Below are 23,687 nucleotides of genomic sequence, written 5' to 3'. Positions count from 1 at the left end.
AGCGGGCATCGCCCCCCCGCCCCGCCGGCGCCGTCCCCCGGGCCGCCGGCACCGGCGCCCTCCGCGGGGACCGGGGTGCGGCGGTCCCTCGCACCGCCTGCGCCCGTCACGGTCGGGGTCCCTCCCGCAGCAGGGCGCGGACCCCCACCCGCAGGGCCCGCTCGGCGACCTGCCGCCGGCGGGGGTCGGCCGCCGCGTCGATCTCGCCCAGGAGCCGCTTGACGAACAGGCCCAGGATCGTGGGTTCCGCCGCCCAGGCCGCCAGCTGCTCCGGGCTGACGGGATCCGTGGCGTCCTCGATCTCGAGGTGGAAGAACCGGTGGCCCAGCGCTACGGCCAGCGCCTCGGCATCGACGGGGAACGCCGGCACCCCCTCCAGGCGCACTCGCAGGATGGCGTCGGGCGGGGCCACGTCCTCCAGGTGGGACCGCAAGCGCTCCACCGAGGGGAATCGCCCCGCGTCCACCGTGACGGTCACCACGGGCTGGACCTCCACCGGCTCCCGTCGCAGCCCCACCACGCCGCGGCCGGGCTCCACCTCCACCAGCGTCCACGCCCCGGTCCCCGGGTCGTCGAAGCCCTTGCCCTCGACGGCGCCGGCGTAGGCGGCCAGCGTTGGCCCCAGCCACTCCTCGTGGGCCTGGTGGATGTGCCCCAGGGCTACGTAGTCGTACCCCGCCCGTCGCAGGCCCTCGCGGTCCAGGGGCAGGCTGCGGTCGCCCCCCCACCGGCCCAGCGTGCCGTGGAAGACGGCCACGTGCAGGCCGGGTTCGTCTGCCCGGGGGAAGTCCGCGAGCGGGACCCCCGCCGGGGTGATGCCGCCGGTGTAGGCGAGGCCGTACAGGTGGACGGGGGTACCCGCCACCGTCAGGGTCGCGACCCGGTCGGGGAGGGCGTTGCGCACCAGGACCCCCGGCCACGAGCTGCCGTAGAGGCGGTACACCGAGTCGTGGTACGTGATCTCGTCGTGGTTGCCGGGCACGGTGACCACCGGGATGCCGGCGGCCTCCAGGCGACGCAGCTGGCCGACCACGGCCGTCACCAGCGCGGCTTCGGGGCGGTGGGTCTCGAACAGGTCGCCCGCGATCACCACCAGGGCGACGCGGTGTTCGGGATCCAGGGCGTAGTCGACGGCCCGCTCCAGCAACCGGTCCCGCCGCTGCCGCCGCTCGGCGGCCCGCGCTGGCGGCATGAAGGCCGGTTCCCAGCCCAGGTGCAGGTCCGCCAGGTGCAGGATGCGGAACAAGGCTCGTCCCTCCTGAGGGCGCGGGCGGTCCCTGCCGCCGTCCCGTGTCGCGTCGCCACCTGCCGACGGCCGGCGGTGCGCCGGCCGCGGGGCGACGGCCGCCCTAGATCCACCGCCCGCGGTGGCGGGTCCACTGCAGATACCGCAGGCCGACGGTGACCATCGCCGCCACCGCGGCGGCCACGCGGATCCCCGGCGTGTGGGTCAGCAGCATCAGCACGAGCCCGAGGGGAAAGCCGACGATGCCCACCCACGGGGTGCGCCGCCGCCAGAGCGCCACCCCGCATCCGACCAGCAGGGCGGGGATCAGGGCGGTCGGGGCCAGGTAGACGGTCACCCCAATGGCGCTGGCCAACCCTCGCCCGCCGGGACGGAACCCCCGTTGCAACGGCCAGTTGTGTCCCGCGACGGGAGCCACCGCCGTGGCCACCAGCAGCCAGCCGCCGGCGCCCAGCCGGTCGGCGAGCCAGATGGGGATCAGCCCCTTGGCGAAGTCGAAGGCGAAGACCGCAAGCCCGGCGGCGGCCCCCGCCTGACGCCAGGTGCCCGCCGTGCCGGGTTCGTCCCCCAGTTCGCGCGGCGAGGCGCCGCGACGCCAGCGCACCAGGTACTCCCCCGGCAGGATGCCGCCGAGCAGATAGGCCGCCACCGGCAGCAACACGACCCCGTCCATGGACGACCTCCGATCCTCGAAAGACTGACCATCGGCCCGCAGGCCTCGCGGGGCGCCCGGGCAGCCGGCACCGAGGGGCGCCCCAGGACCCCCACCCCGGAGGCCGCCCCGCCCGATGCACCGGCCAACCTCGTCCGGTTGGGCCTAGCCACCGCCCGAGACCCACCCTCGCCGTCGCCCCGCCCCCCGGCCGCAGGCAGGATCATCCTACCCAAACATGTGTTCCCTGTCAATGGGCTACCAGGAGGGACCGATCCATGGAAGGCGGCCGGACCCGCACCCGCGACCGTCCCGGCCTCGGACGGCGCGGCCTCGTCAACCGGGACGGGTTGCGTCGGGATCGTCGCCCGCCTCCTTGACCGCGGTGCCGTCGGCCGCGACCACGCTCCCCGCCGGCACCGACGCAGGCCGGGCGGCGCCGGTCGCGAGCCCGCCGCCCTTCTCGGCGGCCGTCGCCACGATCTTCCGGACCCGCACCGCGGTCACCCGCAACCCCTCGCGGCGCTCGACGGCGATGTGCCAGCCGCGGTGCTCGAACCCCTCCCCGACCTCCGGCAGCCGGCCCAGCGTGTAGAGGACGAACCCGGCCAGCGTCTCGTAGTGGGGACTGGCCGGGATGCCCAGGTTCAGCCGCTCGTTGGCATCCTCGATGGGCGTGTCGCCCTCCAGCACCCACTCCGTGGCCGCCACCTGGCCGGTGGCGGCCGGCCCTCCGCCCACCTCGCCCACGATCTCCTCCAGCAGGTCGTCCAGCGTCACCAGGCCGGCCACGCCGCCGTACTCGTCGACCACCACCGCGAGCCGGAAGCGGTCCCGCTTCATCTCCTTCAGGAGATCGAGGGCCAGCTTGGACTCGGGGACGAACCGGACGGGCTGCATGCAGCCCTCGACCGTCTTCTCGCCCTCCCCTGCCAGCGCCGACAGGAGCAGGTCCCGGGTGCTGACCTGGCCGACGATGTCATCCGGCCCCTCGCCGGTCACGGGGTAGAAGGCGTGGCCGAGCTGCACCGCCCGCTCCACTGCCTGGCGCAGGGGCAGGTGACGCGGCAGGGTCTTCATCTCGGGCCGCGGCACCATGAGCTGGCGGACCACCCGGTCGCCGAAGTCGAAGACCCCCTGGATCAGCTGCTTCTCCTCCGAGCGCAGGTCCTGGTGCTCGGCGACGTAGAAGCGGATCTCCTCCTCGGTCAGACCGCGCTCCTGGACCTCCTCGACCCGCCCCCCCAGGGCGCGCACCACCAGGTTCGTCGAGCGGGCGAGCAACGCGGTGAAGGGGCCGGCCAGGCGCGCCAGCGCCGCGATGGGGCGGGCCACCCGCAGGGCGAGCGACTCCGGGTTCTGCAGGGCCAGGCGCTTGGGGACCAGCTCGCCCAGCACCAGGCTGACGTAGGAGATCAGCAGCGTGACGACGGCCACCGCCGTCGGACCCGCCACCTGGGCACCGAGGCCCGCCCCCTCGAGCCACCCGGCCAGCGGGCGCGCCAGCGTCACCGCCGCCGACGCGCTCGCCAGGAACCCGGCCAAGGTGATGCCCACCTGGATGGTGGCGAGGAAGCGGCTCGGGTCCCGCATCAGCTGCAGGGCCACCTGCGCCGCCCGGTGGCCGTCCTCCGCCAGCTGGTGGATGCGGGCGTCCCGGGCGGCGATGACGGCGATCTCGCTGGCGGCGAAGAAGGCGTTGAGCAGCACGAGGACGGCGATCCAGACCAGTTCCGGCAACACCTCGGCCAACGTGGGTCGTCCCCCCTCCGCCGCGACCGGAGCCGATGCCCGCGGCACCCCCATGCGGCGGTTCGTCGAACCGGTTCTTCCAACAATATAGCGGCCCCGGCCAAAATCGGAGGTGAACGGTGGGCGTGACCGATCCGGGCGAGGGCGCCGGCACGCCGGACCCGCGGGCGCCGCGCCCAGGGGACCCGGATGCGGGAGGTGAGGCCGCTTGGCGAGGTTCCAGTACCCCACCCATCCCCGGCCGTCCTGCCACGCGGTGGTGAGCGACGGCGAGCGCCTCGTCCTGGTGCGGCGAGGGGGCGAGCCCTTCCGCGGCTGGTGGGGCTTGCCGGGCGGGGCGGTGGAGCTCGGCGAGACGGTGGAGGAGGCCCTGCGCCGCGAGGTGCTGGAGGAGACCGGCCTGGAGGTGGAGGTCGAGGGGTTCCTGACCTACAAGGACGCCGTCAACCGCGACGAGGCGCAGCGGGTGCGCTTCCACTACGTGATCCTGTTCTTCGCCGCCCGGCCGGTGGGAGGCCGGCTGCAGGCCAGCGACGACGCCGCCGAGGCGGTCTGGGTGCCCTGGAGCGAGGTCGACCGCTACCGCCTGGTGCCGGGGACCCAGCAGGTGCTGGCGGCCTGGCGGGCCGCCCGGGCCCGGTCGCGGGGCGAGGGGTAGGGCCCGCCCCCGCCTCACGCCCCGGCGCTCGCCTGCCGGAGCAGCGCCACCAGCTGGTCGTGGATCCGGCCGTTGGTCGCCACCACCGACGGCTGCCAGATGTCGAAGGGGCTGCCGTCCAGCCGGCTCAGCCGCCCGCCGGCCTCCCGCACCACCAGCGCGCCGGCGGCCAGGTCCCACGGCCCCAGGCGCAGCTCCCAGAAGCCGGAGAGGCGGCCGGCGCCCACGTAGCACAGGGACAGGGCCGCCGAGCCGATGGCCCGCACGTTGCGGGCCTCGTTCAGCACGACCCGGAACAGCTCCACGTTCAACCGCCGACCTTCGACGGCGTCGTACTGGAAGCCCGTCGCCAGCAGGCTCTCGGCCAGGACCTCCTCCGTCGAGACCCGCAGCGGCCGGCCGTTGAGGGTGGCCCCGTGACGCCGGACGGCGACGAAGAGCTCGTCCTGCATCGGGTTGAACACCGCACCCGCCAGCACCTCGTCGCGGTACATCACGGCCACCGACGTGGCCACGATGGGCAGCCCGTGGATGAAGTTGGTCGTGCCGTCGATGGGATCGATCAGCCACTCCCACTCCCGACCCTCCGCGGCCTGGGCCACGGCCCCCTGGCGGGAGGCGGCCTGCCCCGAGAGGACGCGGCGGGAGACGTCCTCCTCCCCCACCACCGCATGGTCCGGGAACTGGCGCCGGACGTAGGCCGTGAGCTCCGCCTCGATGGCCTCGTCGGCCTCGGTCACCAGGTCGTAGCGCGAGCTCTTGGTCCGCACCCGGCTCGCCGAGCCGAAGCGCTGGCGCAGCATCTCGCCGCCGCGCAGGGCGACGTCGATCACGGCATCCCGCAATGCCTCCACGTCCAGGTCCATCGACCGTTCCCTCCTCGTCGCCGGGCGGCGTGCCGCCGGGGCACCCCGCCGGCATCCCGGACCGGTGCAGCCGCAGCCGGCCCCACGTCCGCCGCGCGGACGCGACCACGAAGAACCCGCGCCCTGGGGCGCGGGTCGACGCGGGCAGCCCAAGCGGCGGCCCGGGTCGCCGGGACACCGGCTCCATTGTCGCAGATGGGGCAACCGCGGCCAAGCCGGTGGGAGGCTCCCGGCCGTGGGCAGGCCGCCGGCCGCAGGCAGGCTCCCGACCGTGGGCAGGCCCCCGGCCGTGGGCAAGCTGGGGCCGTGGGCAGGCTCCCGGCCGGGGGCCGGCCACCGGCCGTGGGCAGGCCGGGGCCGTGAACAGGCTGGGGGTCAGGCTGGGGTCGCGAGCACACTCCCGGCCGCGGGCCGGCCGCCGACCGCAGGCAGGCTACGGCCGTCGGCAGGTTGCAGTCGTGAGCCGGCTGCGGGCCGGCCACCGGCGGACCCGCCCTGGCCCGTCGCGGCCGCGTCCTGACCGTCGGTCGGTGCGGCGGATCGCGTCCCCGGTCGCCGGCCCGCGGCTACGCGGCCACCGGCCCGCCCGGCGCGGCCGGTTCGCTGCGCCCCCGGCGCCGCAGGCCCATGACCAGCACCCCCACGGCCAGGGCCAGGAACGCCCCCGCCAGGGGGCGGCTCACGAAGATGGCCGGCGAGCCGCCCGCCATGGTCAGGGACTGGCGGAACGACTCCTCCATCAGCGGGGCCAGCACGTTGGCCAGCACCAGGGGCGCCACGGGGAACCCCAGCTGCCGGAGCCCGTACCCCACGGCCCCGAAGGCCAGGGCGACGCCGACGTCGAACAGCGAGTACCTCAGGCTGTAGGCGCCCAGGGCCGAGAGCACCAGGATCGCCGGACCGAGCACCGCGAAGGGCACCCGCGCCACCCGCACCCAGAGCCCGATCAGGGGCAGGTTCAACAGCAGGAGGATCAGGTTGCCCACGTACATGCTGGCGATGACGGTCCACACCAGGTCGGGGTGCTGCCGGAACAGCTCGGGACCGGGGTCGAGGCCGTACATCATGAGGCCGCCGAGCAGCACCGCGGGCACCGGGCCGGCCGGCAGCCCCAGGGCGAACAGCGGGACGAACCCGGCCGTGGACGTGGCGTTGTTGGCCGCCTCCGCGGCGGCCACGCCCTCGATGGCGCCCCGGCCGAACCGCTCGGGCCGCCGGCTCAGCCGGCGCTCCGCATCGTAGGCGACGAAGGTGGTCACCGACGGGCTGCAGCCCGGCAAGAGGCCCAGCAGGAACCCCAACAGGCTCGCCCGCAGCATGGCCGGCGTGGCGAGCCGCAGATCGCGCCGGGTGGGAAGCCAGCCGCGGACCCGGGGCTCGTAGAGGTGGCGCACCCGCTCCTCCGCCGCCATCAGCACCTCGCTCACCGCGAAGAGCCCGATGATCACCGCGACGAAGGGGAAGCCGGCCGTCAGGGGCAGCCAGCCGAAGGTCCAGCGGGCGACGCCGGTCACCGGGTCGAGCCCGACCATGGCCACCAGCAGCCCCAGCAGCGCCGCCGCCGCCCCCTTCAGCCCCTGCCCCCCGGACAGGCTGGCCACCAGCGCCGCCGCCAGCACCGTCAGGGCGAAGTACTCCGGCGGACCGAAGGCCAGGGCCACCGTCGCCAGGGTCGGGGCAAAGAAGGTCAGCCCCACCAGCCCCAAGGTGCCCGCCACGAAGGAGGCCATCGCCGCCACGCCCAGGGCCGCGCCCGCCCGTCCCTGCCGGGCCAGCGGGTAGCCGTCCAGGGCCGTCGGCACCGACGACGCCTCCCCCGGGATGTTGACCACGATGGCCGTGGTCGACCCGCCGTACATGGCGCCGTAGTAGATCGCCGCCATCATCACCAGCGCCGGCCCCGGCGGCAGGACGGCCGTCAAGGGGAGCAGCATGGCGATGGCCGAGGTGGGCCCGATGCCGGGCAGCACCCCGACCAGGGTGCCCAGGAGGCACCCCGTGAGCCCGTACAGCAGCGTCTGCGGCTCCAGGGCCATCGTCAGGCCGTGTCCCAGCCAGTGGAAGGCCGACACCCCAGCACCCCCTCTCCGGGCCACGCCCGCCGCGACGGCGACACGGGGGACGAGCGGCGCCCGCGGGCGGGCGCCGCGAGGTGCCGCGATGCCGTGCCGCGGACGGGCCGGCTGGTGCCCCGTTGCGGGCGGGGGGACGCGGGCCGCCGGGTGACGCGATGCGACGGCGGCGGGGGACGCCCCCTGGTGCCGGGCGGCCGCCTGGGGCCGAAGCTTCAGGACGCGGGCCCCGGTACGCCACGGGGGGCGACGCCCCGTGGCCTAGGCAGCCGCCTGCGGCCGAAGCGGAGGGACGCAGGCCGCCACGCGGCCCGGTGCGACCGCGGCGAGGGACGACGCAGGGCGGCTCGGGTCTCCCCACCCCCGGGGCTCCCCGCGCCGGGGACCGCGCGGTCAGGGGCGCCCCAGCGGCCCCAACGGCAACGGGACGCCAAGCCCGCGGACGAACCCGGCCCACAGGGCGGCGGCGAACAGGCCGCCCCACAGGACCGCCACCGTCACCCGGCGCTCGCCCAGGTACCAGCTCAAGCCGGCCACGAAGAGCGCGCTGGCCAGGGGGAAGCCCAGGTCGGGCAAGGCCGCCGCGTACGCCGTGGTGGCGAGGGCCGTCACCAGCAGGCGGACCCGCCCCCGGTGGGGCGCGCCGGCCGCCCTGGCCGCCGGCGGATCCGCCGCCGGCGGATCGGTCGCCCCCGCCTGGGAGGGCCGCGGGTCGGCCTGGATCGCCGCGGGGCGTCCCGGCACGGACGGTCCGTCGGCCGCCCGGGCGCGGCAGGCCGGGTCTGGCCCGGCTGCTGCGGCGGCGCCCCGCGCCGCGGTCGCGTCACCAGCCCCTCGGCCCCTCCGGCGCCTGCCCGTCGGCGGCCGCAGCGCCGACGCCACCAGGCCGAGACCGCAGAGCACCAGCCCCAATGCCACCAAGGAGGGCAACACGCCGGGTCCCATCACGCCGGCGACGGGATCGCGGGGCGGCGCCCCGGCCAGCGCCACCGTCCCCAGCACGGCGAGAGCGGCTCCTGCCACGGCGTCGCGGTCCACGTTCCGTACCCTCCTTTCGTCGGATCCGGGGAGCCCATGGGGATCCCGTGCCTTCGCTTCGCGCGCCGCCCGCCGCCCGCGTTGGTCGGGTCCGGGGAACCCATGGGGATCCCGTGCCCCTCCCCCTGGTCGGCGCGGACCGACTTCATCGGCGCGGATCGACCTCATCGGCGCAGATCGTCCAACAGGCTCCGGTAGGTCGCGGTGACCTGGCGGATGTAGGCCTTGCTCTCCTGGTGGCCCATGGCCAGGGGGACGAAGCCCTGCTCCTCCATCTGGGCGCGGATGGCGGGGTCCTCGGCGATGGCCAGGAACGCCCGCTCCAGCTCGGCGAGGATGGCGGGCGGCGTCCCGGCCGGCACCCCCACGCCCCGGTCGATGCGCTCTACCAGGTGGATGCCCTGCTCCTCGAAGGTGGGCGCGTCCGGCAGACCGCGAAACCGCTGCTCGGCGGCGATGCCCAGCACCCGGATGCGGTCGCGGTACCGGACCAGGTCGTTGGAGTTGGCGAAGACCGCGTCCACGTGGCCGCCCAGGAAGGCGGTCATCTGGGGCGCCGCGCCGCTGAAGGGCACGTAGGTCAGGTCGATGCCGGCCAGCTTCTCCAGGCGCACCGTGGCCACGTGGTGACCGGAGAAGGTGCCGGACCCGCCCACGGTGAGGGCCCCCGGCCGGGCCTTGGCCGCCGCGATGAACTCCGCCAGCGTGCGGTAGGGGCTGGACGCCGGCACCGCCAGGCCCAGCGGCGTCGACTGGAAGAGCACCACCGGCTCGATCTGCTCGGTGCGGTACCCGGTCTGCTGCTGCAGCGGTTGCAGGACGATGTGCGGCACGTTGATCCCCGCGACCACGGAGCCGTCGGGCCGGCTGCGGACCAGCTCGCTCCAGCACAGGGCGCCGCCGCCGCCGACCTTGTACTCGATCACCACCTGGCGCCCCAGGAGCCGCTCGAGACGGGGCTGCTGGCGGCGGGCCTCGATGTCCGACTGGCCGCCGGGGTCGAAGCAGACCAGGTAGGTCAGCGGCCGCGCCGCAGCCGATCCGGTGCCGCCGGCGGCCGATGGGGACGGGCCGCCCGGGGCCGTCGCCTCCCCGGGGCCGGCGGGGCCGGTTCCTCCGGACGAACCGGCCGCGGCGCCGCCCCCCGCCGAGGCGTCGGGGGACCCAGGGCCGGGGCCGCACCCAGCCGCCGCCAGCACCAGCAGCGCCACGCCCACCAGGGCGAGTCCCCGCCGCCACCGACACCCCGAGCGACTCCCCCCGTGCCGATGGTCGCCGTGGTCCATGGTCTGTTCCCTCCCCGCCCGGCGCCCAGGGCCGGCCGCTCCCCGCTAGCGGGGCCGTCGGCGGACTTGCGCGGTGGCGATGGTCGCCCGCAGGGCCCGGGAGCCGCGACCCAGGCGGGTGGGGCCGGCACCCAGCGTCCCTGGGCACCCATCCCTTCCGGGCTAGGCGTACTCTATGCCCGCCGGGGCCGGAGGGTGCCCCCACATCGGTCCAGGTTGGGACGACCGACGCGCCTCCGCGCGGCGTCCGATGGACCGTCGGGCAGGGCCGTAGGAGGGGGCGCGCACCCGAAGACCGCTACCCCTCGACCCGAGCCCCATGAAGCCTCGGACGCCGGTCGTGGGCGGGGGTTGGTGCGCCGTCAGGCCCGGGCGCCCTTGCGGCTGCGGGCGTAGAGGCGCGGCGTGCGGGCGCGGGGGGCGGCCATGGTGGCCGGCGGGTCGCTGGCCGGGAACGTGCCCTCGACCACGTCGTCGTAGTCGAAGGCGAATTCCTCGAGGCCTCGCTCCAGCTCGGCCCCCAGGCCGGCGAGCCCCTCCTCCAGGTGGCGGCGGGCGAGGGGGAACAGCTCCTCTTCCTCCCGCTGGACGTGGTCCGCCAGGGCCTCGGCCAGCCGGTCCAGGAGCCGCTCCGGCGTCCCGTCCTCCCGGCCGCCCGGACCACCGGGGTGGCTGGGGCCCCCGCTCCCCTCCACCGGGAGGCCGGCGCCCGCCGTTCCCGACGATCGCGCCGCCGCTGGCCGGGCCGCCACGCCTCCCGGCCGGGCCACGGCGGGGTCCGGTCCCGGGCCGCCCTCGCCGGCGAGCCCCTCGGCCACCGCCCGCCCGAGGCGGTCGGCCAACCGCTCCAGCTGCCGGTGCTCCGCCAGGCGAGCCGCCAGCCGGTCCGACACCGTGGCGTCGCCGGTGCGCCGCAGCGCCGGGTAGAACACCTCCTGTTCCAGACGGCGGTGGGCATCGAGCTCGTCCATCAGCTCCACCACCAGGTCGGGGCGGTGCGCCGCGCCCGCCTCGCGGGCGTCGGTGAGCAGCCGTCCCAGCCGCCGGTGGCGATCCGCGAGGATCTGCAGGGCGCGGGGGCCGGTTCGTCCGGTCTGGTCGGGCAGGCTTCCGCTCGGCGGGGTCCGTCCGGTCATGCGGGTCCCTCCTTCTGGTCTTCGGCCGTCCCTAGTGTGTCCGCCGTCGGGCCGCGGGGCGGCCGGGACGCATCTTGGCCACTTGCGCTCACCCTTCAGAGCACACCCGGGTGTCCGCGGTGGGGCCGTGGCCGGCGCCGCGCGGAGTGGGTCCCGGGCCAGTCCACCGCTGCGTACGCGAAGCAACGGTCTGCGATGGTGCCGCAACGCACCGGGCGTGCCCTCCGCAGGTATGAGCGGGGGTCGCAGCGGCCATACTGATGGCTGCCCGGGCACCAAGAAGGAGGATGCAGGTTGGTCGGCAAGGTCAGGCCGCGGCGCGTCATCATGCCGTCGGACCTGGTCGGGCCTCGGGGCGCGAACCGGCCCCGATCCGGTCCGGTGGTCCACTACCGACTGGACGATCCGGCCGCAGCGGCCGCGGATCGTCGCGCCGCGGGGGGTCGGCCGCGAGCCGAGGCCCCCGCGGCGGGGTCGCAACCGGCCGCCGGTCCATCCCCGGCCGCCGGTTCCCCGATGCAATCCCTGGGAGGAGGACGGATGCCGATGCAGGAGCCGATGACCCACGCCGGTGCCAGCGGCTACGGCCAGGGGGTGGGCGCCGCCGCCCCCGCGGGTCCCGCCGCCAGCGCCGCCGCCGGCGCCTCGTCCACCGGGTCGAGCCCGGGCGGGGCGGCGCGGCGCATCGACTTCCACCGCCTGAGCCCGCAGCAGCAGCGGCAGGCGCTCTTGGAGCTGGTCCGCGACGGCCGCAACGACGAGGAGATCGGCGAGCTGTTCGGCCTCAGCCAGTGGCAGGTGCGCAACCTGCGCTACCGGTTGGGGATCAAGAAGGACCGCGGCGGCAACGTGCACCTCGAGCCCATCCGGCTGCGGGGCGCCGACGTCGCCGACGGCGTGGAGGCGCTGGAGTCCGGGGACGGCCGCCCGCGCCTGGCCCTCACCCTGGAGGGCGAGTTCAGCGGCGCCACGTTGGCCAGCTACCTCGAGGGGATCACCGGCTTCGTGAGGGCCGCCGGGTCGCGCCCCTTCCGGGTGCGCTGCTTCGTCTGCGAGGCCGAGGCCGACGAACCCGGCCCGTCCGGCCGGTAGCCGACCGCCCTCCGCCGGCGTCGCCCCATCCGCGGGCGGCGCCGATGACCGAAGCGAAGACCTGGTCGAACCGGGGCGCGCCCGCTGCCGTTACCGCCCTTCGCCGCCCTTGGGCCCTGGCCTGGGGCCCGGCGCCGGGGAGCCGGCGGTCTCCCCGGCGCCGGGCCCCCGGGCATCCGGCCGCCCTCCCTGGGAGGCCACCGCCCCCCGCCCGTCGTCCCCACGGACAGCCGGCCCGTCCTCCCGCTCGTCCGGGAGACCGTCCGGCGGACCGTCCGCCGGTTCGTCCCGCGATGCGCTGGAGGGAGGGGCCGTCGCCGGGGTCGCCCGCGGAGCGCCCGATCCCGTGCCGGCCCCCTCGGGGGCCGCCCCGCCGCCCCCGGCCCGCCGCACCGGCTCCCCCGCCTGCCCGGTGGGGCATTCGGGCCGCAGGGCGCAGAGGTCACAGCGCGGGTTGCGGGCATGGCAGATGCGGCGACCGTGCCAGATCAACCAGTGGTGGGCCCGCGACCACTCGGCCTCGGGGAGCTTCGCCATCAGCTCCTCCTCGACCCGTTCGGGGGTGTTGCCCGAGGCCAGGCCCAGTCGGCGGGCCACGCGGAAGACGTGGGTGTCCACGGCGATAGCCGGGATGCCGAAGGCATTGCTGAGGACGACGTTGGCCGTCTTGCGGCCGACGCCGGGCAGCTGCATCAGCTCCTCCCGGGTCCGCGGCACCTGGCCGCCGTGGCGTTCCACCAGGATGCGACAGGCGGCCAGCAGGTTGCGGGCCTTGTTCCGCCAGAGGCCGATGGTCCGGATCATGGACCCGAGCTCGTCCTCGCTCAGCTGCAGCATGGCCTCCGGCGTGGGACAGCGCGCGAACAGGGCGGGGGTGACCTGGTTCACCGCCGCGTCGGTCGTCTGCGCGGAGAGGATCGTGGCCACCAGCAGCTCGAAGGGCGTGCGCCAGTGGAGGGCGGTGGTGGCGTCAGGGTACATGCGGGCCAGCTTCGCCCGGATGCGGGCGATGCGGGCCGCTTCGGCGTCCCGGTCGGTCGTCGTGGCCGGGGCGCTCCCCTCCGTCACCGGAGCCGCCGTCGCCGGGGTCCCTGCCCGGGCGGGGCGCGCTGGAAGCCCGCCAGCTGACCCGCTGGGGTGCCGTCGGGCCGCTTCCTTGCGCAGCGGCGTGGGCTTCGACCGCTGGGATCCCCGCCGGGGGTCCTGACCGTCTCCGGGGCTGTGCACTCCGCGTCACCGCGCCTAGCCTATCACGTGTCGCGCTAGCGGAGTAGGGTGGCGTCGCGTGCCGCACCAGCGGGGTGGGGTGGCGCTGCCTCCGTTCTACGTCGCCGGCCCGTCCCCCGGACCCCCCGCGGACGGCCGAGCCGGTTCGTCCAGCCGCCGCACCAGGGTCTCCGCCAGCTCCCGGGCGATGCCGGCGGGATCGACGGCAAGCCGTCGGCAGGGGCACCACCAGGGCTCGTCGGCAGCCCACACCGGCTCCGCCCCCGTGCGGCGCGGCAGCCGATACCGCGGGACGAACCCGGCCGGAGCCTCCGCCAACCGGCGGTACGCCATCCCGCTGACCCCCACCTGCAGGAGCCACCCCGACTCTCCCGCACCCGCCGAGGGGCCGTCGGGTCCGTTGCCTCCGTGGCCGTCGGCCGGCCCCCGCCTCGGGCCAAGGCGCGGCGGTGCCGCCCCGCCGGCTTCGACGCCCGGCGTCGCGGTCGCGCCTCCCGTGCCGGCGGCAGGACCCGGGCCGCTCCGGCAGTCCGTCGCCAGGGGCTCCAGCAAGCGGCGCAGCTCCGCCTCCACCCGGGCCGGGGGGATGAAGAAGAGGGCGAGGGGATCCCGCGGGTCGTTGGGGGCCGTCAAGCTGGCCGTCGCCACCCGCACGCCGTCCTCCTTCGCCACGTCACGCCGCTCCCTTGCGGAGTCCACCCGGACCGCCACCAGGTGCAACCACGCGTCGAAGCCCCCCGGCGGCGTCACCCCGCGGCGGACGGCTTCCAAGGCGCGGCGGGCTTCTTCCTGGCCGCGTTCGTCCGGCGGGGACATCCGATCCCGGTCCTCCGCTGCCACCGGCAGATCCCCCTTCGCCATGTCGTGCCCGAGGGGCGTTCCCACGGCCCACCCGTCGCCTGTTCCCGCGCATCAGGAAGCTCCAAGATCATCCAAAGCCACCGTACCAGAGCGTCCGTTCTCGGGCAACGAGCGGGCCGAGGCCGGAGGGCCGTACGAAGCATTGGCCGACGGCGATTTGGCGACGGACCACGGAGGAACGATAAGACGCGCACGAGCCGTGCTCGGCCCCCGCGGAGACGGCGTCGCCGGGGGGTGCTGGCCGGCGCAGGACGGGGTGGGTGCAGACACCCGTGACCGGTGCGTCCGGTCTCGCCACCCTCTTCGCGGTCACTTTGGCCGCGGTGCTGGTCGGCCTGGCCAGCGCCATCCTCAGCCTGTGGGCGGTGCGGCGGAGGCTGCTGGACCGCACGGTGGATGGGGCCGTCCGCCGGCTGCTCAGCGATCCCTACCCGGAGAACCTCTGGGACCTGGCTGTGGGGATGCAGCGCGTGCCCCCGACGGTCCTGCTCGAGCTCGAGCTCCGGGCGCACAAGGGTGCGCTCCTCGAGCGGCCCCTGGGCAGCGTCACGCGGCGCAGCCAGTGGGAGGACATCGCCTTCAACCCGGCCCAGCTGGTCCGCCCTCCCTTGCCACCGGACGCCCCGGTGGACACCTCCGTCGTCCTCGGGCCCGAGGCGGGCCGCCCGTTGCGCCTGGAGACCCCCTTGCTGGTCGGTGCCATGGGGTACGGGGTCGGCGTCAGCAGGGCCGTGGCGTTGGCCCTCGCCCGGGGCGCCCATCAGGTGGGGACGGCGTACAACGCCGGGTCGGGCCCCATCCTTCCGGAGCTCCTGGACGGTCGCGGTCCCCTGATCCTCCAGTTCACCGGCGGGGCGTGGACCCGCGACCCCGCCGTCCTGGCGCGGGCCGACATGGTCGAGATCCGCCTCGGCCACGGGGCGCGGGGTGCCCTGGGGCGGCGCTTCGATGCGACCCGCCTGCCCCCCGAGGTGCGGCGCCTGCTGGGAGGGGGAGCCGATGCACCCCCGGTCCTCGAGGCGCCCCTGCCCGAATCCCTCGATCCGCAGGCCTTCCGGCAACTGGTCGACCGGCTGCGCCGGTGGACCGATGGGGCCCCGGTGGCCGTCAAGCTGGCGGCGACCCACGACCTGGAGCGGGAGCTCCTGGCGGTGGTCGACGCCGGGGTCGACGTCGTCGTCCTGGACGGGTCCGAAGGGGGCACCCACGGGACGCCCCCGGTCCTGGCGGACGACTTCGGCATCCCCACGCTCCACGCGTTGGTGCGGGCGGCGGCCCTGCTCGAGGCCACGGGCCTCCGTCCGTGGCTCAGCCTGGTCATCGGCGGTGGGCTGCGCACCCCGGGTGAGGCTCTCAAAGCCCTCGCCCTGGGCGCTGACGCCGTCTACCTGGGGACCGCCGTGCTGATGGCGGCCACCCACGGCCAGCTCAGCAAGGCCATCCCCTTTGAGCCCATCACCCAGCTGGTGTGGGCGACGGGGCGGCGGGCACGCCGGTTCGACCCCGAGCGCGGGGCACGGACCGTCGCCAACTTCCTTCAGGCATGCACCCTGGAGATGGCCGAGGCAGCCCGGGCCCTGGGCAAGGACAGCCTGCGGGCCGTGGACCGGTCGGACCTGGTGGCCCGAACCCCCGAGGCCGCCCGGATGCTGGGGCTGCCGCCGTCGTGGCGTCCTCCGGGGTCCGGGACGCCGTGAGCGGGCCGCACGAGCGCTCGGGTGCTCCGCAAGCGCTCGGTTGGTATAAGATGGGGTCGTGACCCGCACCGCGCGTCCCGCGGTTGGCCGCAACCGGAGGAGGGTCCCCCATGGCGTCTCCCGTCTGGTCCCCGGGGTCCAGCCCGCGACGCGCTGCGGCGGCCGCCGTCGTCGCCGCCGGTCTCGTCGCCGTCGCCGGGCTGGCCTACGTCAAATGGCTACCATACTACCATCGCCTCCTCGCCGTCTCCCTCACCCACACCCTCGGATCGTCGCTGTTCGGGCCGGAGGGCTACTTCACGGCAGTAAACCTGGGAGTCGCCTGGAGCTATGCGGTCGAGTACTTCCGGAGCGTGTGGCAGGCCGCTCTCCTGGGCCTCGTCCTCGGTGGGGCCGTGGAGGCTGTCCTACCGGCAACGTGGATTCAACGACTGCTGGGGGCACGTCCCCGGGCCGTGGCCTTGGCAGGGCTCTTCGCCCTTCCCGGCATGATGTGCAGCTGTTGCGCCACGCCCGTGGTGGCGGGGCTCCGGCGGCAGTCCGCCTCGGCAGGTGCGGCCGTGGCCTTCTGGTTGGCCAATCCCGTCCTCAATCCCGCCACCCTGGCCGTCCTGGTGATGGTGCTGGGGTGGCCCTTCGGCCTGGTCCGCCTGATCTTCGGGGTGCTGATGGTGTTCGGGATCGGCCTTCTGGTCGATCGGCTCTTCCCCGAGGAGCGCCACCCGCCCCAGGCTGCGACCACGGGACACCCGGCGACCCGGACGCCGCACCCGGCTTCGGCGTCCTGGCCGGTCCGGTGGCTTCGAAGCACCCTGCGCCTGGCGGCGTGGATCGTGCCCGAATACCTCGTGATGGTGTTCCTCACGGGCCTGCTGGGGGGTGTGTTCTTTCCTGCCGGCATCGGGCAGTGGGCCCATGCGCCCCTGGCCCTGCCGCTGATCGCCCTGGCGGGGACCCTGTTCGTCATCCCGACCATGGCCGAGATCCCCATCGTGCAGGGGCTGATGGCCGTCGGACTCCCGACGGGACCCGCCGCAGCCCTGCTGCTGACGTTGCCGGCCGTCAGCCTGCCCGGCTTGGTGATCCTGGGTCGGTCCTTCCGCGCACGAACGCTGGGGGTGGTCACCCTGGCCGTGACGCTGGTAGGCGTAGCCGGCGGGCTGGTGGCGGCGGCCCTGCTCTGAGCTGAAGGCTGTCATCGATGCGGGACGGTCGCGGCATCCCGCCGTCCACGGAGGGCGGTCCGTCGCCCTCAGCCCGCGGCGGAGGGCGCCTCGGCTGGAAGGCGGACGGTCACCGTCGTGCCCCGGCCCGGCGCGCTGTCGATGGCGATGGAGCCGCCGTGGCGGTCCACGATCCAGCGGGCGATGGACAGTCCCAGCCCCGTGCCGCCGGGATCGCGGCTGCGGGCGGGATCGGCCCGGTAGAAGCGTTCGAAGACGTGGGGCAGATCGGCGGGAGGAATGCCGACCCCGGTGTCGGCCACGGTGAGGGTGGCACCGCCATCGGGACCGGCGCGGAGCCCCAGGGTGATCCGGCCGCCGGCGGGCGTGTACTTGATGGCGTTGTCCAGCAGGATCAGCAGCAGTTGCTTGATCCGATCCGCGTCGCCGCGGATCCGCACGGGCTCCAAGGGGTCCAGCACCAGCTCCTGGCCGCGGGCGAGCCCGCGTGCCTCCTGGAAGGCCTCCAGGACGACGGCGTCCACGTCGACGGGCTGGATCGCCAGGGGCACCCCCGCGTCGGCCCGCGCCAGCGCCAGCAGGTCGGCCACCAGCCGGCTCAGACGCTCGGCCTCCCGTCGCGCCTCGGCGAGGGCCTGGGCCTGTTCCTCCGGGGGGAGGTCGGGCCGCCGTCGCAGCAGGTCCAGGTTGCCCAGGATCGCCGTCAGGGGCGCCCGCAGCTCGTGGGAGGCATCGGCGACGAACCGCTGCTGCAGCCGGTAGGCGGTCTCGATGCTGTCCAGCATCTGGTTGAAGGTGGCGGCCAGCATGGCCAGCTCGTCACGCCCGGCGGCCTGCACGCGGCGGGACAGGTCGCGGGAGGCGGCGATGGCGCGGGCCGTCTCCGTCAGCCGCGCCACGGGGCGCAACGCGCTTCCCGCCACCGCCCAGCTGCCGACGCCGGCCACCACCAGTCCCAGCGCCCCGAGCCCGGTGAGGAGCACGCGGAAGTCGGCCATGGATGCGTCCAGGCCCCCCAGCGGCGAGAGGGCTACCACGTAGCCGGGGCCCTCCCCCGCGCCCTCGCCACCGTCGTCCACAGGCCGGACGAACACGCGCCACCGCTGCCGGCCGTCGTGAAGGGTGCCGAAGGCGCCCTTCGCCACCGGCGGCATGTCCACGATGGAGGGCGCCAGGGTTGGGAAGAAGCCGTAGGCGGGTCCGGATGGGCGAGCCAGCACCGATCGCGGGTCCACCGCCGGCGCCGCGTCGTCGGGCGAGCGCTGCAGGAGCCGGCCGTCCGCGGCATGCAGCCGCAGCGCCATGGCCACCCCCTGCTGGGCCGCCAGATGCCCGAGGTGGCTGGGCGCAGCCGGGTCCGCCACGGCGGCGGCGGTGGCGGCCAGGAGGGCGCGGTCGACGGCCTCGTAGTGGGCGCGGGCGTGGAAGGCGTAGCTGGCCATGGAGCCCACCAGCACCACCACGGCCATCACGGCGCCAAACCACACCACCAGGCGCCAGCGCAGGGGCAGCGCTCATCCCTCCCGCAACACGTAGCCCACGCCCCGCACCGTGTGGATCAACCGGGGCTCCCCCTCCGCCTCCAGCTTCTGGCGGAGCTGTCTGACGTACACCTCGAGGACGTTGGCGTTGCCGCCGAAGTCGTAGCCCCACACCCGCTCCAGGAGCTGGTCCTTGGGCAGCACTTGCCGGGGGTGGCGCATGAACTCGTGCAGGAGCTTGAACTCCAGGGCGGTCAGGTGGATCTGGCGCCCACCGCGGCGGGCGGTGTAGGTACCGGTGTCGAGCACCAGGTCCGCGAAGCGCAGGACCTGGGGCCGCTCCGCCTGGCGTCGCCGCAGCAGGGCCCGCACGCGGGCCACGAGGACCTCGAAGGTGAAGGGCTTGACCACGTAGTCGTCGGCGCCGGCCTCCAGCCCCCGCACCTGATCGGCCGGCGCGTCCCGGGCCGTCAGGAACAGCACCGGCAACTCGGGGTCGGCCGCCCGCAACCGGCGCAGGACCTCCATCCCATCCATGCCGGGCATCATGATGTCGAGGATGACCAGGTCCGGCGGTTGCTCGCGGGCGATCTTCAACGCCTCTTCGCCGGAGCCCGCGGTGTCCACGGTGAACCCCTCGTACGACAGGCCCCGCTTGAGCAGGCTGGTGACGGCGGGGTCGTCGTCCACCACCAGGATGCGCTCCACGCGCTCTCCCTCCGCCCCTCGGAGCGGTACCGCCGCGGCAGTCCCCGGCTCCCATTGTCGCCGCGGGCCGTGATGGCGGTCAATGCGGCGGGGCGCCTCGGCGGGGGCATGATCCGGACACCCTTCCGGCCGCTGGGGTCGCCGTGGCCTCCGCGCCCGTGCGTTGCACAGCCGGGTGCACGCGGGGCAGGCCGTCCCCGGCCCGCGCGACGGCGCCGGCCACTGGCCGGCGCCGTCGCGGACTTCGTCGCCACCGCCGACTGCATGGCGACATCGCCGCCTTCCCCGCCTGACCCCCCAGGCGGAAAGGGCGGAGCCCCGGCTGCCGCCGCCCGGCGCCACCGCCGGCGAGCGCCGGGGCTCCCTCGACGCTGCCGATCGGTCGCTACCGCCGCCGTCCCGCGAACACCGCACCAGGCTGCCAGGGCGTACCCAGGGCCGGCAGCACCCAGCGGTCGGCCCCATACCAGCCGGCCACCCTCCAGGCGAGCACGAGCCACGTGGCAACGATGAACATGACGGGGTTGCTGCTCACGGTGCCGGCGAAGAGGAAGTTGGCGTTCATGAAGCTTCCGGCGAAGGCCGCGATGCCGGTGAACAGGCCCAGGATCAGCGCCACGCCGATCAGGACCTCGCCGTACGCCACCAGGTGCCCGAAGAGTGGTGCATGGGGCAGGGCCACCCGCTCGATGAACCAGGCGTACCAGGCGGGCACGTCCGGGTGCTCGCCGGCGGTCTTGGCCAGCGCCCCCTTCAGGAACCCGGCCACCGCCGCCCCCGCCTGGTCGCCCGTCCAGGCCGGGTTGCCCACCTTGCCGAGTCCCGCCTCAAGCCACCGCCATCCCAGCCACACCCGCAGCACCAACCAGATCCAGGCGGAGCGGGTGTCGCTGAAGAGCCACCGCACCACGGGCGGCTCGGTGAACACGCCGTGCTGCTGCTTGATGCCCTCCACCGTCCGCGCCGGTCTCACGGCGCCCACGCTTCCCGTCGTCGCCATGGCCGTCGCCTCCTTCCGGTTCCAGGATGGGAGGCAAGGCTGAGGCCCACATGAGCGCCATCTGAGCGGTCGCTGAGAAGTCCGCTCAGCCGGCACGCACGAGCCTCGTCGGCCTGCGCCGGTGCCGTGAGAGGGGAAGGAGGAGGGATCCGACGATGCCGACGACACCCCAGCGCCCTCAGGAGGCGGAGGCACGAACCGGCCGGACGAACCGGCTGCCGCTCACCGCCGGGAAGGCGAGGTCTGGCGCAGAACCACCGGTCCACCCGAGGCCCGAACGGCCACCTTGCCCGGCTGCATGCCCGACGCCGGCCTGCGCCCCACACCTCATCGCCTGGGGTCGACCGCCGCCTCAAGCACTTCCCCGCGCTGCTGATCGAAGACGGGCTGGCACGGCGGGTCATTCCACGTCCACCTCCACTGCCGTTCGTCGGAGGATCACCAGGAACCATCCTCCCGGCCCCGAAGTTCCCAACGAGGGGGTCGTCCATGACGTCGCACCGCGGACCCGACGGCCGGCGCGTCCCCGACCCGCGCCGGTGGCGCAGCACGGGGGCACCCGCCGGGAAACCCGGACCGTGGGGCCTGGTGGCGGTCGCGGCCATCCTACTGGTGGCCGCCGGCGCGCTGGCCTGGCTTGCCCATACGGGTGGGGCACCCGAGGACGGCGGTGCGGGACCGGCCTCCCCTCCGGGCGGCAGCGCCACCGGGACGGTGCCGGGTCCGACCGCGGAGGAACCGGCCACGCCGCCGGGCGACGACACCCAGGCGGCCGGCGGCGCCCAGGGAGGGGAAGGCGAGCCGGGATCGCCCGCGGGGCGAGGCGACGGCACCGGTCCGAGCACGGGGGACGCAGGGGGCGGCAGGGTCGTCCTGCGCGTCGAGGAAGTCGCCGCGGGCCTCGAGGTCCCCTGGGACATGGCCTTCGACCCCGAGGGCCGGATGTTCTTCACCGAGCGGCCGGGCCGGATCAACCTGCTGGACGGCGACCGGGTGATCCGCCTGGCCTCCCTGCCCGATACCCTGGCCATCGGGGAGGCCGGCCTCCTCGGCATCGCCCTCCACCCCGGGTTCCCGGACCCGCCGTACGTCTACGTCTACCAGACGTACCAGACCCGCGGGCGCGGCGCCGCGGTGAACCGCGTCCTGCGGTTCCGGTTCGACCCTGGCGCCGTGGCATCGGGCGGCGCTTCGGGCCCCGGCGCCCGGTCCCCGCGGCTGGTGGACCGGACGGTGGTCTTCGACGGCATCCCCGCCTCGTCCATCCATGACGGCGGACAGCTGGAGTTCGGCCCCGACGGCAAGCTCTACGTCACCACCGGCGATGCCCGCGCGGCGGCGCAGGCCCAGAACCCGCGCTCGCTCCACGGCAAGATCCTCCGCCTCAACCCCGACGGCTCCGTTCCCCCCGACAACCCCCTGGGGCCCGACAACCCCGTGTACTCCTACGGGCACCGCAACCCGGAGGGGCTGGCCTTCGACCCCGTGACGGGCCGCCTATTCGCGGTCGAACACGGCCCCGACGCGGGGGACGAGATCAACCGCATCGAACCGGGCGCCAACTACGGCTGGCCCGATGCCGTGGCCCCCGCGAGCCACCGGGGCCGCTTCACCCCGCCCCTGCGAAGCTACGACCCGATCATCGCCCCGGCGGGGGCCGCCTTCTACCGCGGGCCCGTCCACGCGTGGGACGGCAGCCTCTTCTTCGGAACCCTGGGATTCTCGCCCGACAGCGCGGGGCGGCACCTGCGGCGCGTCCGCCTCGATTCGTCGGGGGTGCGGGTGGTCGAGGAGGAGGAACTCTTCAAGGGACGGTACGGACGCATCCGCGCCGTGCAGATCGGCCCCGACGGCTGCGTCTACTTCGGAACCAGCAACCGCGACGGGCGCGGCGAGCCGGGCCCCCGGGACGACCGCATCCTCCGGGCGTGTCCGGTCAGTTGAGGGTCGGGCCGGGATCCGCCGGTGCGCTCCGCCCGCAGGGTGTCGCGTCGCCGCCCCCACCCCCCAGCCGTCGGGGAGCGGGCCACGGCGCCGCCGCACGCCATGGGCACCGGGGGTGCGCCATCGGTACCGGGGGTCGGGCGGGTTCGTCCTGCGTCGGGCGGGTTCGTCCGCCGCAAGGCCGCCCGCAGGCCCGTCGTGCGGGACGTGGCTCGGGGCCCCGCCCTTCGGGGGCCGGCTCATCGCCCGGCGAGGGGCGCCCGGGACCGGTCCTGGAGAGCCTGCCACAAGGCCTCGGCCGCCGCCTCGCCCTGCCGGATGCAATCGGGGACGCCGACCCCGAAGTACCCCGCACCGGCCAGGACCAGCCGCGGGTGCTCCTGCAGCGCCGCCCGCACCGCCGCCATCCGCTCCAGGTGCCCGACGGGATACTGCGGCATGGCCCGCGGCCAGCGGTAGACCCGCACCAGCGCCGGCTCGCCCGCCACCCCGGCCAGCTCGGCCAGGTCGGCACGCACCCGCCCCACCAGCTCCTCGTCGGGAAGAACCAGCGGGTCCTCCCCCGGCCGGCCGACGAAGGCCCGCAGCAAGGCCATCCCCGGCGGCGCCGTGCCGGGCCACTTGCTGGAGACCCAGGTGCAGGCCGTGACGAACCGCTGTTCGTCCAGCGGCACGATGAAGCCGCTTCCGTCCAGCCGACCGGCCCGCTCCTGCGGGTAGGCCAGCGCCACCACCGCCGTGGACTTGTACGGGATCGCCGCCAGCCGCTCGGCCACCGCGGGGAGGAACGGCTCGACCAGCGCGGCCGCCGCCCAGGCGGGGACGGCCAGCACGACGCCGTCCACCGTCTCCCGACCGCCGTCGGCGGCGTGCACGCGGTATGCGGCCGGACGGCCGCCCGCCGCACCGGCCGGCACCACTTCCATCGCGACGACGCGCGTGGCGGGGACGATCCGGCCCCCCAGCGCCACGATGCGCCGCGCCACCTCGACGGGCAACCGGCCGAGTCCCCCGCGCAGGGTGACGAACGGCGAAGGGTGCGCAGCCGCAGGCCGACGACCCCCTTCCCCATCCGGCGCTGTGCGCGACGCGGGGTCCCGGTCCGGCCCGTTCGTCCCCGAGCTGCGCTGCCGGCGGGCCATCCCCCGCATCAGGCTCCCGAACTCGCGTTCCAGACGGACCAGTTGCGCGAACGTTGCCTGGATGCTCAAAGACTCCGGATCGCCGCTGGCCACGCCGGCCAGGAGGGGAGCGGCCAGCCGATCCGCGACCTCCCGGCCCAGGCGCCGCCGCAGGAAGGCGGCGATGGACTCGTCGGCCCCGTCTCGCCGCGGGGGCAGCCAGGGCTCCAGGCTGGCCCGCACCTTGCCGCCCAGGCTGAAGAGCGACGCCGCCCAGAGGGCCCGGACGCTCTGGGGAACGCCCAGGGAGAACCCCTGCGGCATGGGCCGCAGCCGTCCCCGGTGGACGATGAAGGTGCGCCCAGCCGCCGGACCGGGCGCCACCAGGTCGTCCTCGAGCCCGAGGTGGCGCACCAGCTGGAGGCCGTGGGGCTTGGACGTGACCAGGGAATCGGGCCCCTGTTCGATGACGAAGCCGCCGACCCGCTCGGTCTGGATCTTCCCGCCCACCCGCCGCGCGGCCTCGATCACCCGCACGTCCAGGCTCGCGCCGTGGGACCGGGCGAGCTCCAACAAACGGAGGGCGGCCGCCAGTCCGGCGATGCCGCCCCCCACCACGACGACGCGTAGTGCCGCGGTCCCTGGTCGCAGCGGCGAGGCCATGGG

General features: G+C 75.4%; 18 protein-coding genes and 1 pseudogene. 5 read left to right on the top strand and 14 right to left on the bottom strand.

The window, feature by feature from the left end; all coding sequences use genetic code 11:
- Nucleotides 1-106: 106 nt before the first annotated feature.
- From Q5761_RS03785 to Q5761_RS03775, 3 genes are all read right to left on the bottom strand, one after another.
- Nucleotides 107-1,246: a DNA repair exonuclease gene (locus tag Q5761_RS03785; protein ID WP_318751273.1), complete on the bottom strand. Its 1,140-nt coding sequence runs from the start codon at nucleotides 1,244-1,246 to the stop codon at nucleotides 107-109.
- 103 nt (nucleotides 1,247-1,349) lie between these two features.
- Nucleotides 1,350-1,919, bottom strand: coding sequence for a glycerol-3-phosphate acyltransferase (locus Q5761_RS03780; RefSeq protein ID WP_135225154.1), 570 nt, complete (start codon nucleotides 1,917-1,919; stop codon nucleotides 1,350-1,352).
- Nucleotides 1,920-2,234: 315 nt separating this feature from the next.
- A complete protein-coding gene (locus Q5761_RS03775; protein ID WP_318751604.1) occupies nucleotides 2,235-3,641 on the bottom strand; it encodes a hemolysin family protein in 1,407 nt (468 codons plus the stop codon).
- 217 nt (nucleotides 3,642-3,858) lie between these two features.
- On the opposite strand from Q5761_RS03775, the gene Q5761_RS03770 reads away from it, so the two are divergent.
- Nucleotides 3,859-4,308, top strand: a complete 450-nt coding sequence (locus Q5761_RS03770; protein WP_135225152.1) for an NUDIX hydrolase — start codon at nucleotides 3,859-3,861, stop codon at nucleotides 4,306-4,308.
- A 14-nt stretch (nucleotides 4,309-4,322) separates the two neighbouring features.
- On the opposite strand, the gene Q5761_RS03765 is transcribed toward Q5761_RS03770, so the two are convergent.
- From Q5761_RS03765 to Q5761_RS03745, 5 genes are all read right to left on the bottom strand, one after another.
- On the bottom strand, nucleotides 4,323-5,174 hold the full coding sequence (locus tag Q5761_RS03765; RefSeq protein WP_318751272.1) for an inositol monophosphatase family protein: 852 nt from the start codon (nucleotides 5,172-5,174) through the stop codon (nucleotides 4,323-4,325).
- Nucleotides 5,175-5,740: 566 nt separating this feature from the next.
- Complete coding sequence (locus Q5761_RS03760) at nucleotides 5,741-7,246, bottom strand: tripartite tricarboxylate transporter permease (protein ID WP_318751271.1); 1,506 nt, start codon at nucleotides 7,244-7,246, stop codon at nucleotides 5,741-5,743.
- Nucleotides 7,247-7,639: 393 nt separating this feature from the next.
- Complete coding sequence (locus Q5761_RS03755) at nucleotides 7,640-8,284, bottom strand: tripartite tricarboxylate transporter TctB family protein (protein WP_318751270.1); 645 nt, start codon at nucleotides 8,282-8,284, stop codon at nucleotides 7,640-7,642.
- Nucleotides 8,285-8,448: 164 nt separating this feature from the next.
- Nucleotides 8,449-9,570, bottom strand: coding sequence for a tripartite tricarboxylate transporter substrate binding protein (locus Q5761_RS03750; protein ID WP_318751269.1), 1,122 nt, complete (start codon nucleotides 9,568-9,570; stop codon nucleotides 8,449-8,451).
- A gap of 362 nt (nucleotides 9,571-9,932) precedes the next feature.
- Nucleotides 9,933-10,706 carry a hemerythrin domain-containing protein gene (locus Q5761_RS03745; protein ID WP_318751268.1) on the bottom strand — a complete coding sequence of 258 codons (774 nt, stop codon included), beginning with the start codon at nucleotides 10,704-10,706 and terminating at the stop codon, nucleotides 9,933-9,935.
- A gap of 546 nt (nucleotides 10,707-11,252) precedes the next feature.
- On the opposite strand from Q5761_RS03745, the gene Q5761_RS03740 reads away from it, so the two are divergent.
- On the top strand, nucleotides 11,253-11,798 hold the full coding sequence (locus tag Q5761_RS03740; protein WP_167758881.1) for a hypothetical protein: 546 nt from the start codon (nucleotides 11,253-11,255) through the stop codon (nucleotides 11,796-11,798).
- A gap of 411 nt (nucleotides 11,799-12,209) precedes the next feature.
- Here Q5761_RS03740 and nth read toward each other — a convergent pair.
- Nucleotides 12,210-12,779, bottom strand: a pseudogene (nth, locus tag Q5761_RS03735) (endonuclease III); the annotation flags it as partial.
- Between the two features lie 342 nt (nucleotides 12,780-13,121).
- On the bottom strand, nucleotides 13,122-13,865 hold the full coding sequence (locus tag Q5761_RS03730) for a hypothetical protein (protein WP_318751267.1): 744 nt from the start codon (nucleotides 13,863-13,865) through the stop codon (nucleotides 13,122-13,124).
- Between the two features lie 281 nt (nucleotides 13,866-14,146).
- Here Q5761_RS03730 and Q5761_RS03725 point away from each other — a divergent pair, with 281 nt between their 5' ends.
- Entirely contained in the window at nucleotides 14,147-15,583 is a 1,437-nt protein-coding gene (locus tag Q5761_RS03725) for an FMN-binding glutamate synthase family protein (protein ID WP_318751266.1), read from the top strand.
- Nucleotides 15,584-15,693: 110 nt separating this feature from the next.
- Complete coding sequence (locus Q5761_RS03720; protein WP_318751265.1) at nucleotides 15,694-16,767, top strand: permease; 1,074 nt, start codon at nucleotides 15,694-15,696, stop codon at nucleotides 16,765-16,767.
- 68 nt (nucleotides 16,768-16,835) lie between these two features.
- Here the strand turns inward: Q5761_RS03720 and Q5761_RS03715 are convergent, their stop codons facing one another.
- From Q5761_RS03715 to Q5761_RS03705, 3 genes are all read right to left on the bottom strand, one after another.
- On the bottom strand, nucleotides 16,836-18,257 hold the full coding sequence (locus Q5761_RS03715; protein WP_318751264.1) for a sensor histidine kinase: 1,422 nt from the start codon (nucleotides 18,255-18,257) through the stop codon (nucleotides 16,836-16,838).
- A 24-nt stretch (nucleotides 18,258-18,281) separates the two neighbouring features.
- Nucleotides 18,282-18,956 (bottom strand): response regulator transcription factor, encoded by a 675-nt coding sequence (locus Q5761_RS03710; RefSeq protein ID WP_318751263.1) that lies wholly within the window; start codon nucleotides 18,954-18,956, stop codon nucleotides 18,282-18,284.
- Nucleotides 18,957-19,341: 385 nt separating this feature from the next.
- Nucleotides 19,342-19,956, bottom strand: coding sequence for a DoxX family protein (locus tag Q5761_RS03705; RefSeq protein WP_243123237.1), 615 nt, complete (start codon nucleotides 19,954-19,956; stop codon nucleotides 19,342-19,344).
- 489 nt (nucleotides 19,957-20,445) lie between these two features.
- Here Q5761_RS03705 and Q5761_RS03700 point away from each other — a divergent pair, with 489 nt between their 5' ends.
- The gene (locus Q5761_RS03700; protein WP_318751262.1) at nucleotides 20,446-21,900 is read left to right on the top strand and encodes a PQQ-dependent sugar dehydrogenase; all 1,455 of its coding nucleotides are present in this window, start codon (nucleotides 20,446-20,448) and stop codon (nucleotides 21,898-21,900) included.
- Nucleotides 21,901-22,139: 239 nt separating this feature from the next.
- Here the strand turns inward: Q5761_RS03700 and hemG are convergent, their stop codons facing one another.
- Nucleotides 22,140-23,684, bottom strand: a complete 1,545-nt coding sequence (gene hemG / locus Q5761_RS03695) for a protoporphyrinogen oxidase (protein ID WP_318751603.1) — start codon at nucleotides 23,682-23,684, stop codon at nucleotides 22,140-22,142.
- Nucleotides 23,685-23,687 lie beyond the last annotated feature (3 nt).

The organism is Thermaerobacter composti (genome assembly GCF_033582035.1).
GTDB lineage: Bacteria > Bacillota > Sulfobacillia > Thermaerobacterales > Thermaerobacteraceae > Thermaerobacter > Thermaerobacter composti.
Note: the sequence above shows the minus strand (reverse complement) of the source record. Positions and strands in the feature narration are given on the sequence as shown.

Coding starts and splice junctions, on each gene's coding strand:
- Q5761_RS03750 (WP_318751269.1), bottom strand. CDS start 9,570: ATGGACCACGGCGACCATCGGCACGGGGGGAGTCGCTCGGGGTGTCGG.
- Q5761_RS03765 (WP_318751272.1), bottom strand. CDS start 5,174: ATGGACCTGGACGTGGAGGCATTGCGGGATGCCGTGATCGACGTCGCC.
- hemG (WP_318751603.1), bottom strand. CDS start 23,684: ATGGCCTCGCCGCTGCGACCAGGGACCGCGGCACTACGCGTCGTCGTG.
- Q5761_RS03700 (WP_318751262.1), top strand. CDS start 20,446: ATGACGTCGCACCGCGGACCCGACGGCCGGCGCGTCCCCGACCCGCGC.
- Q5761_RS03705 (WP_243123237.1), bottom strand. CDS start 19,956: ATGGCGACGACGGGAAGCGTGGGCGCCGTGAGACCGGCGCGGACGGTG.
- Q5761_RS03720 (WP_318751265.1), top strand. CDS start 15,694: ATGGCGTCTCCCGTCTGGTCCCCGGGGTCCAGCCCGCGACGCGCTGCG.
- Q5761_RS03740 (WP_167758881.1), top strand. CDS start 11,253: ATGCAGGAGCCGATGACCCACGCCGGTGCCAGCGGCTACGGCCAGGGG.
- Q5761_RS03745 (WP_318751268.1), bottom strand. CDS start 10,706: ATGACCGGACGGACCCCGCCGAGCGGAAGCCTGCCCGACCAGACCGGA.
- Q5761_RS03780 (WP_135225154.1), bottom strand. CDS start 1,919: ATGGACGGGGTCGTGTTGCTGCCGGTGGCGGCCTATCTGCTCGGCGGC.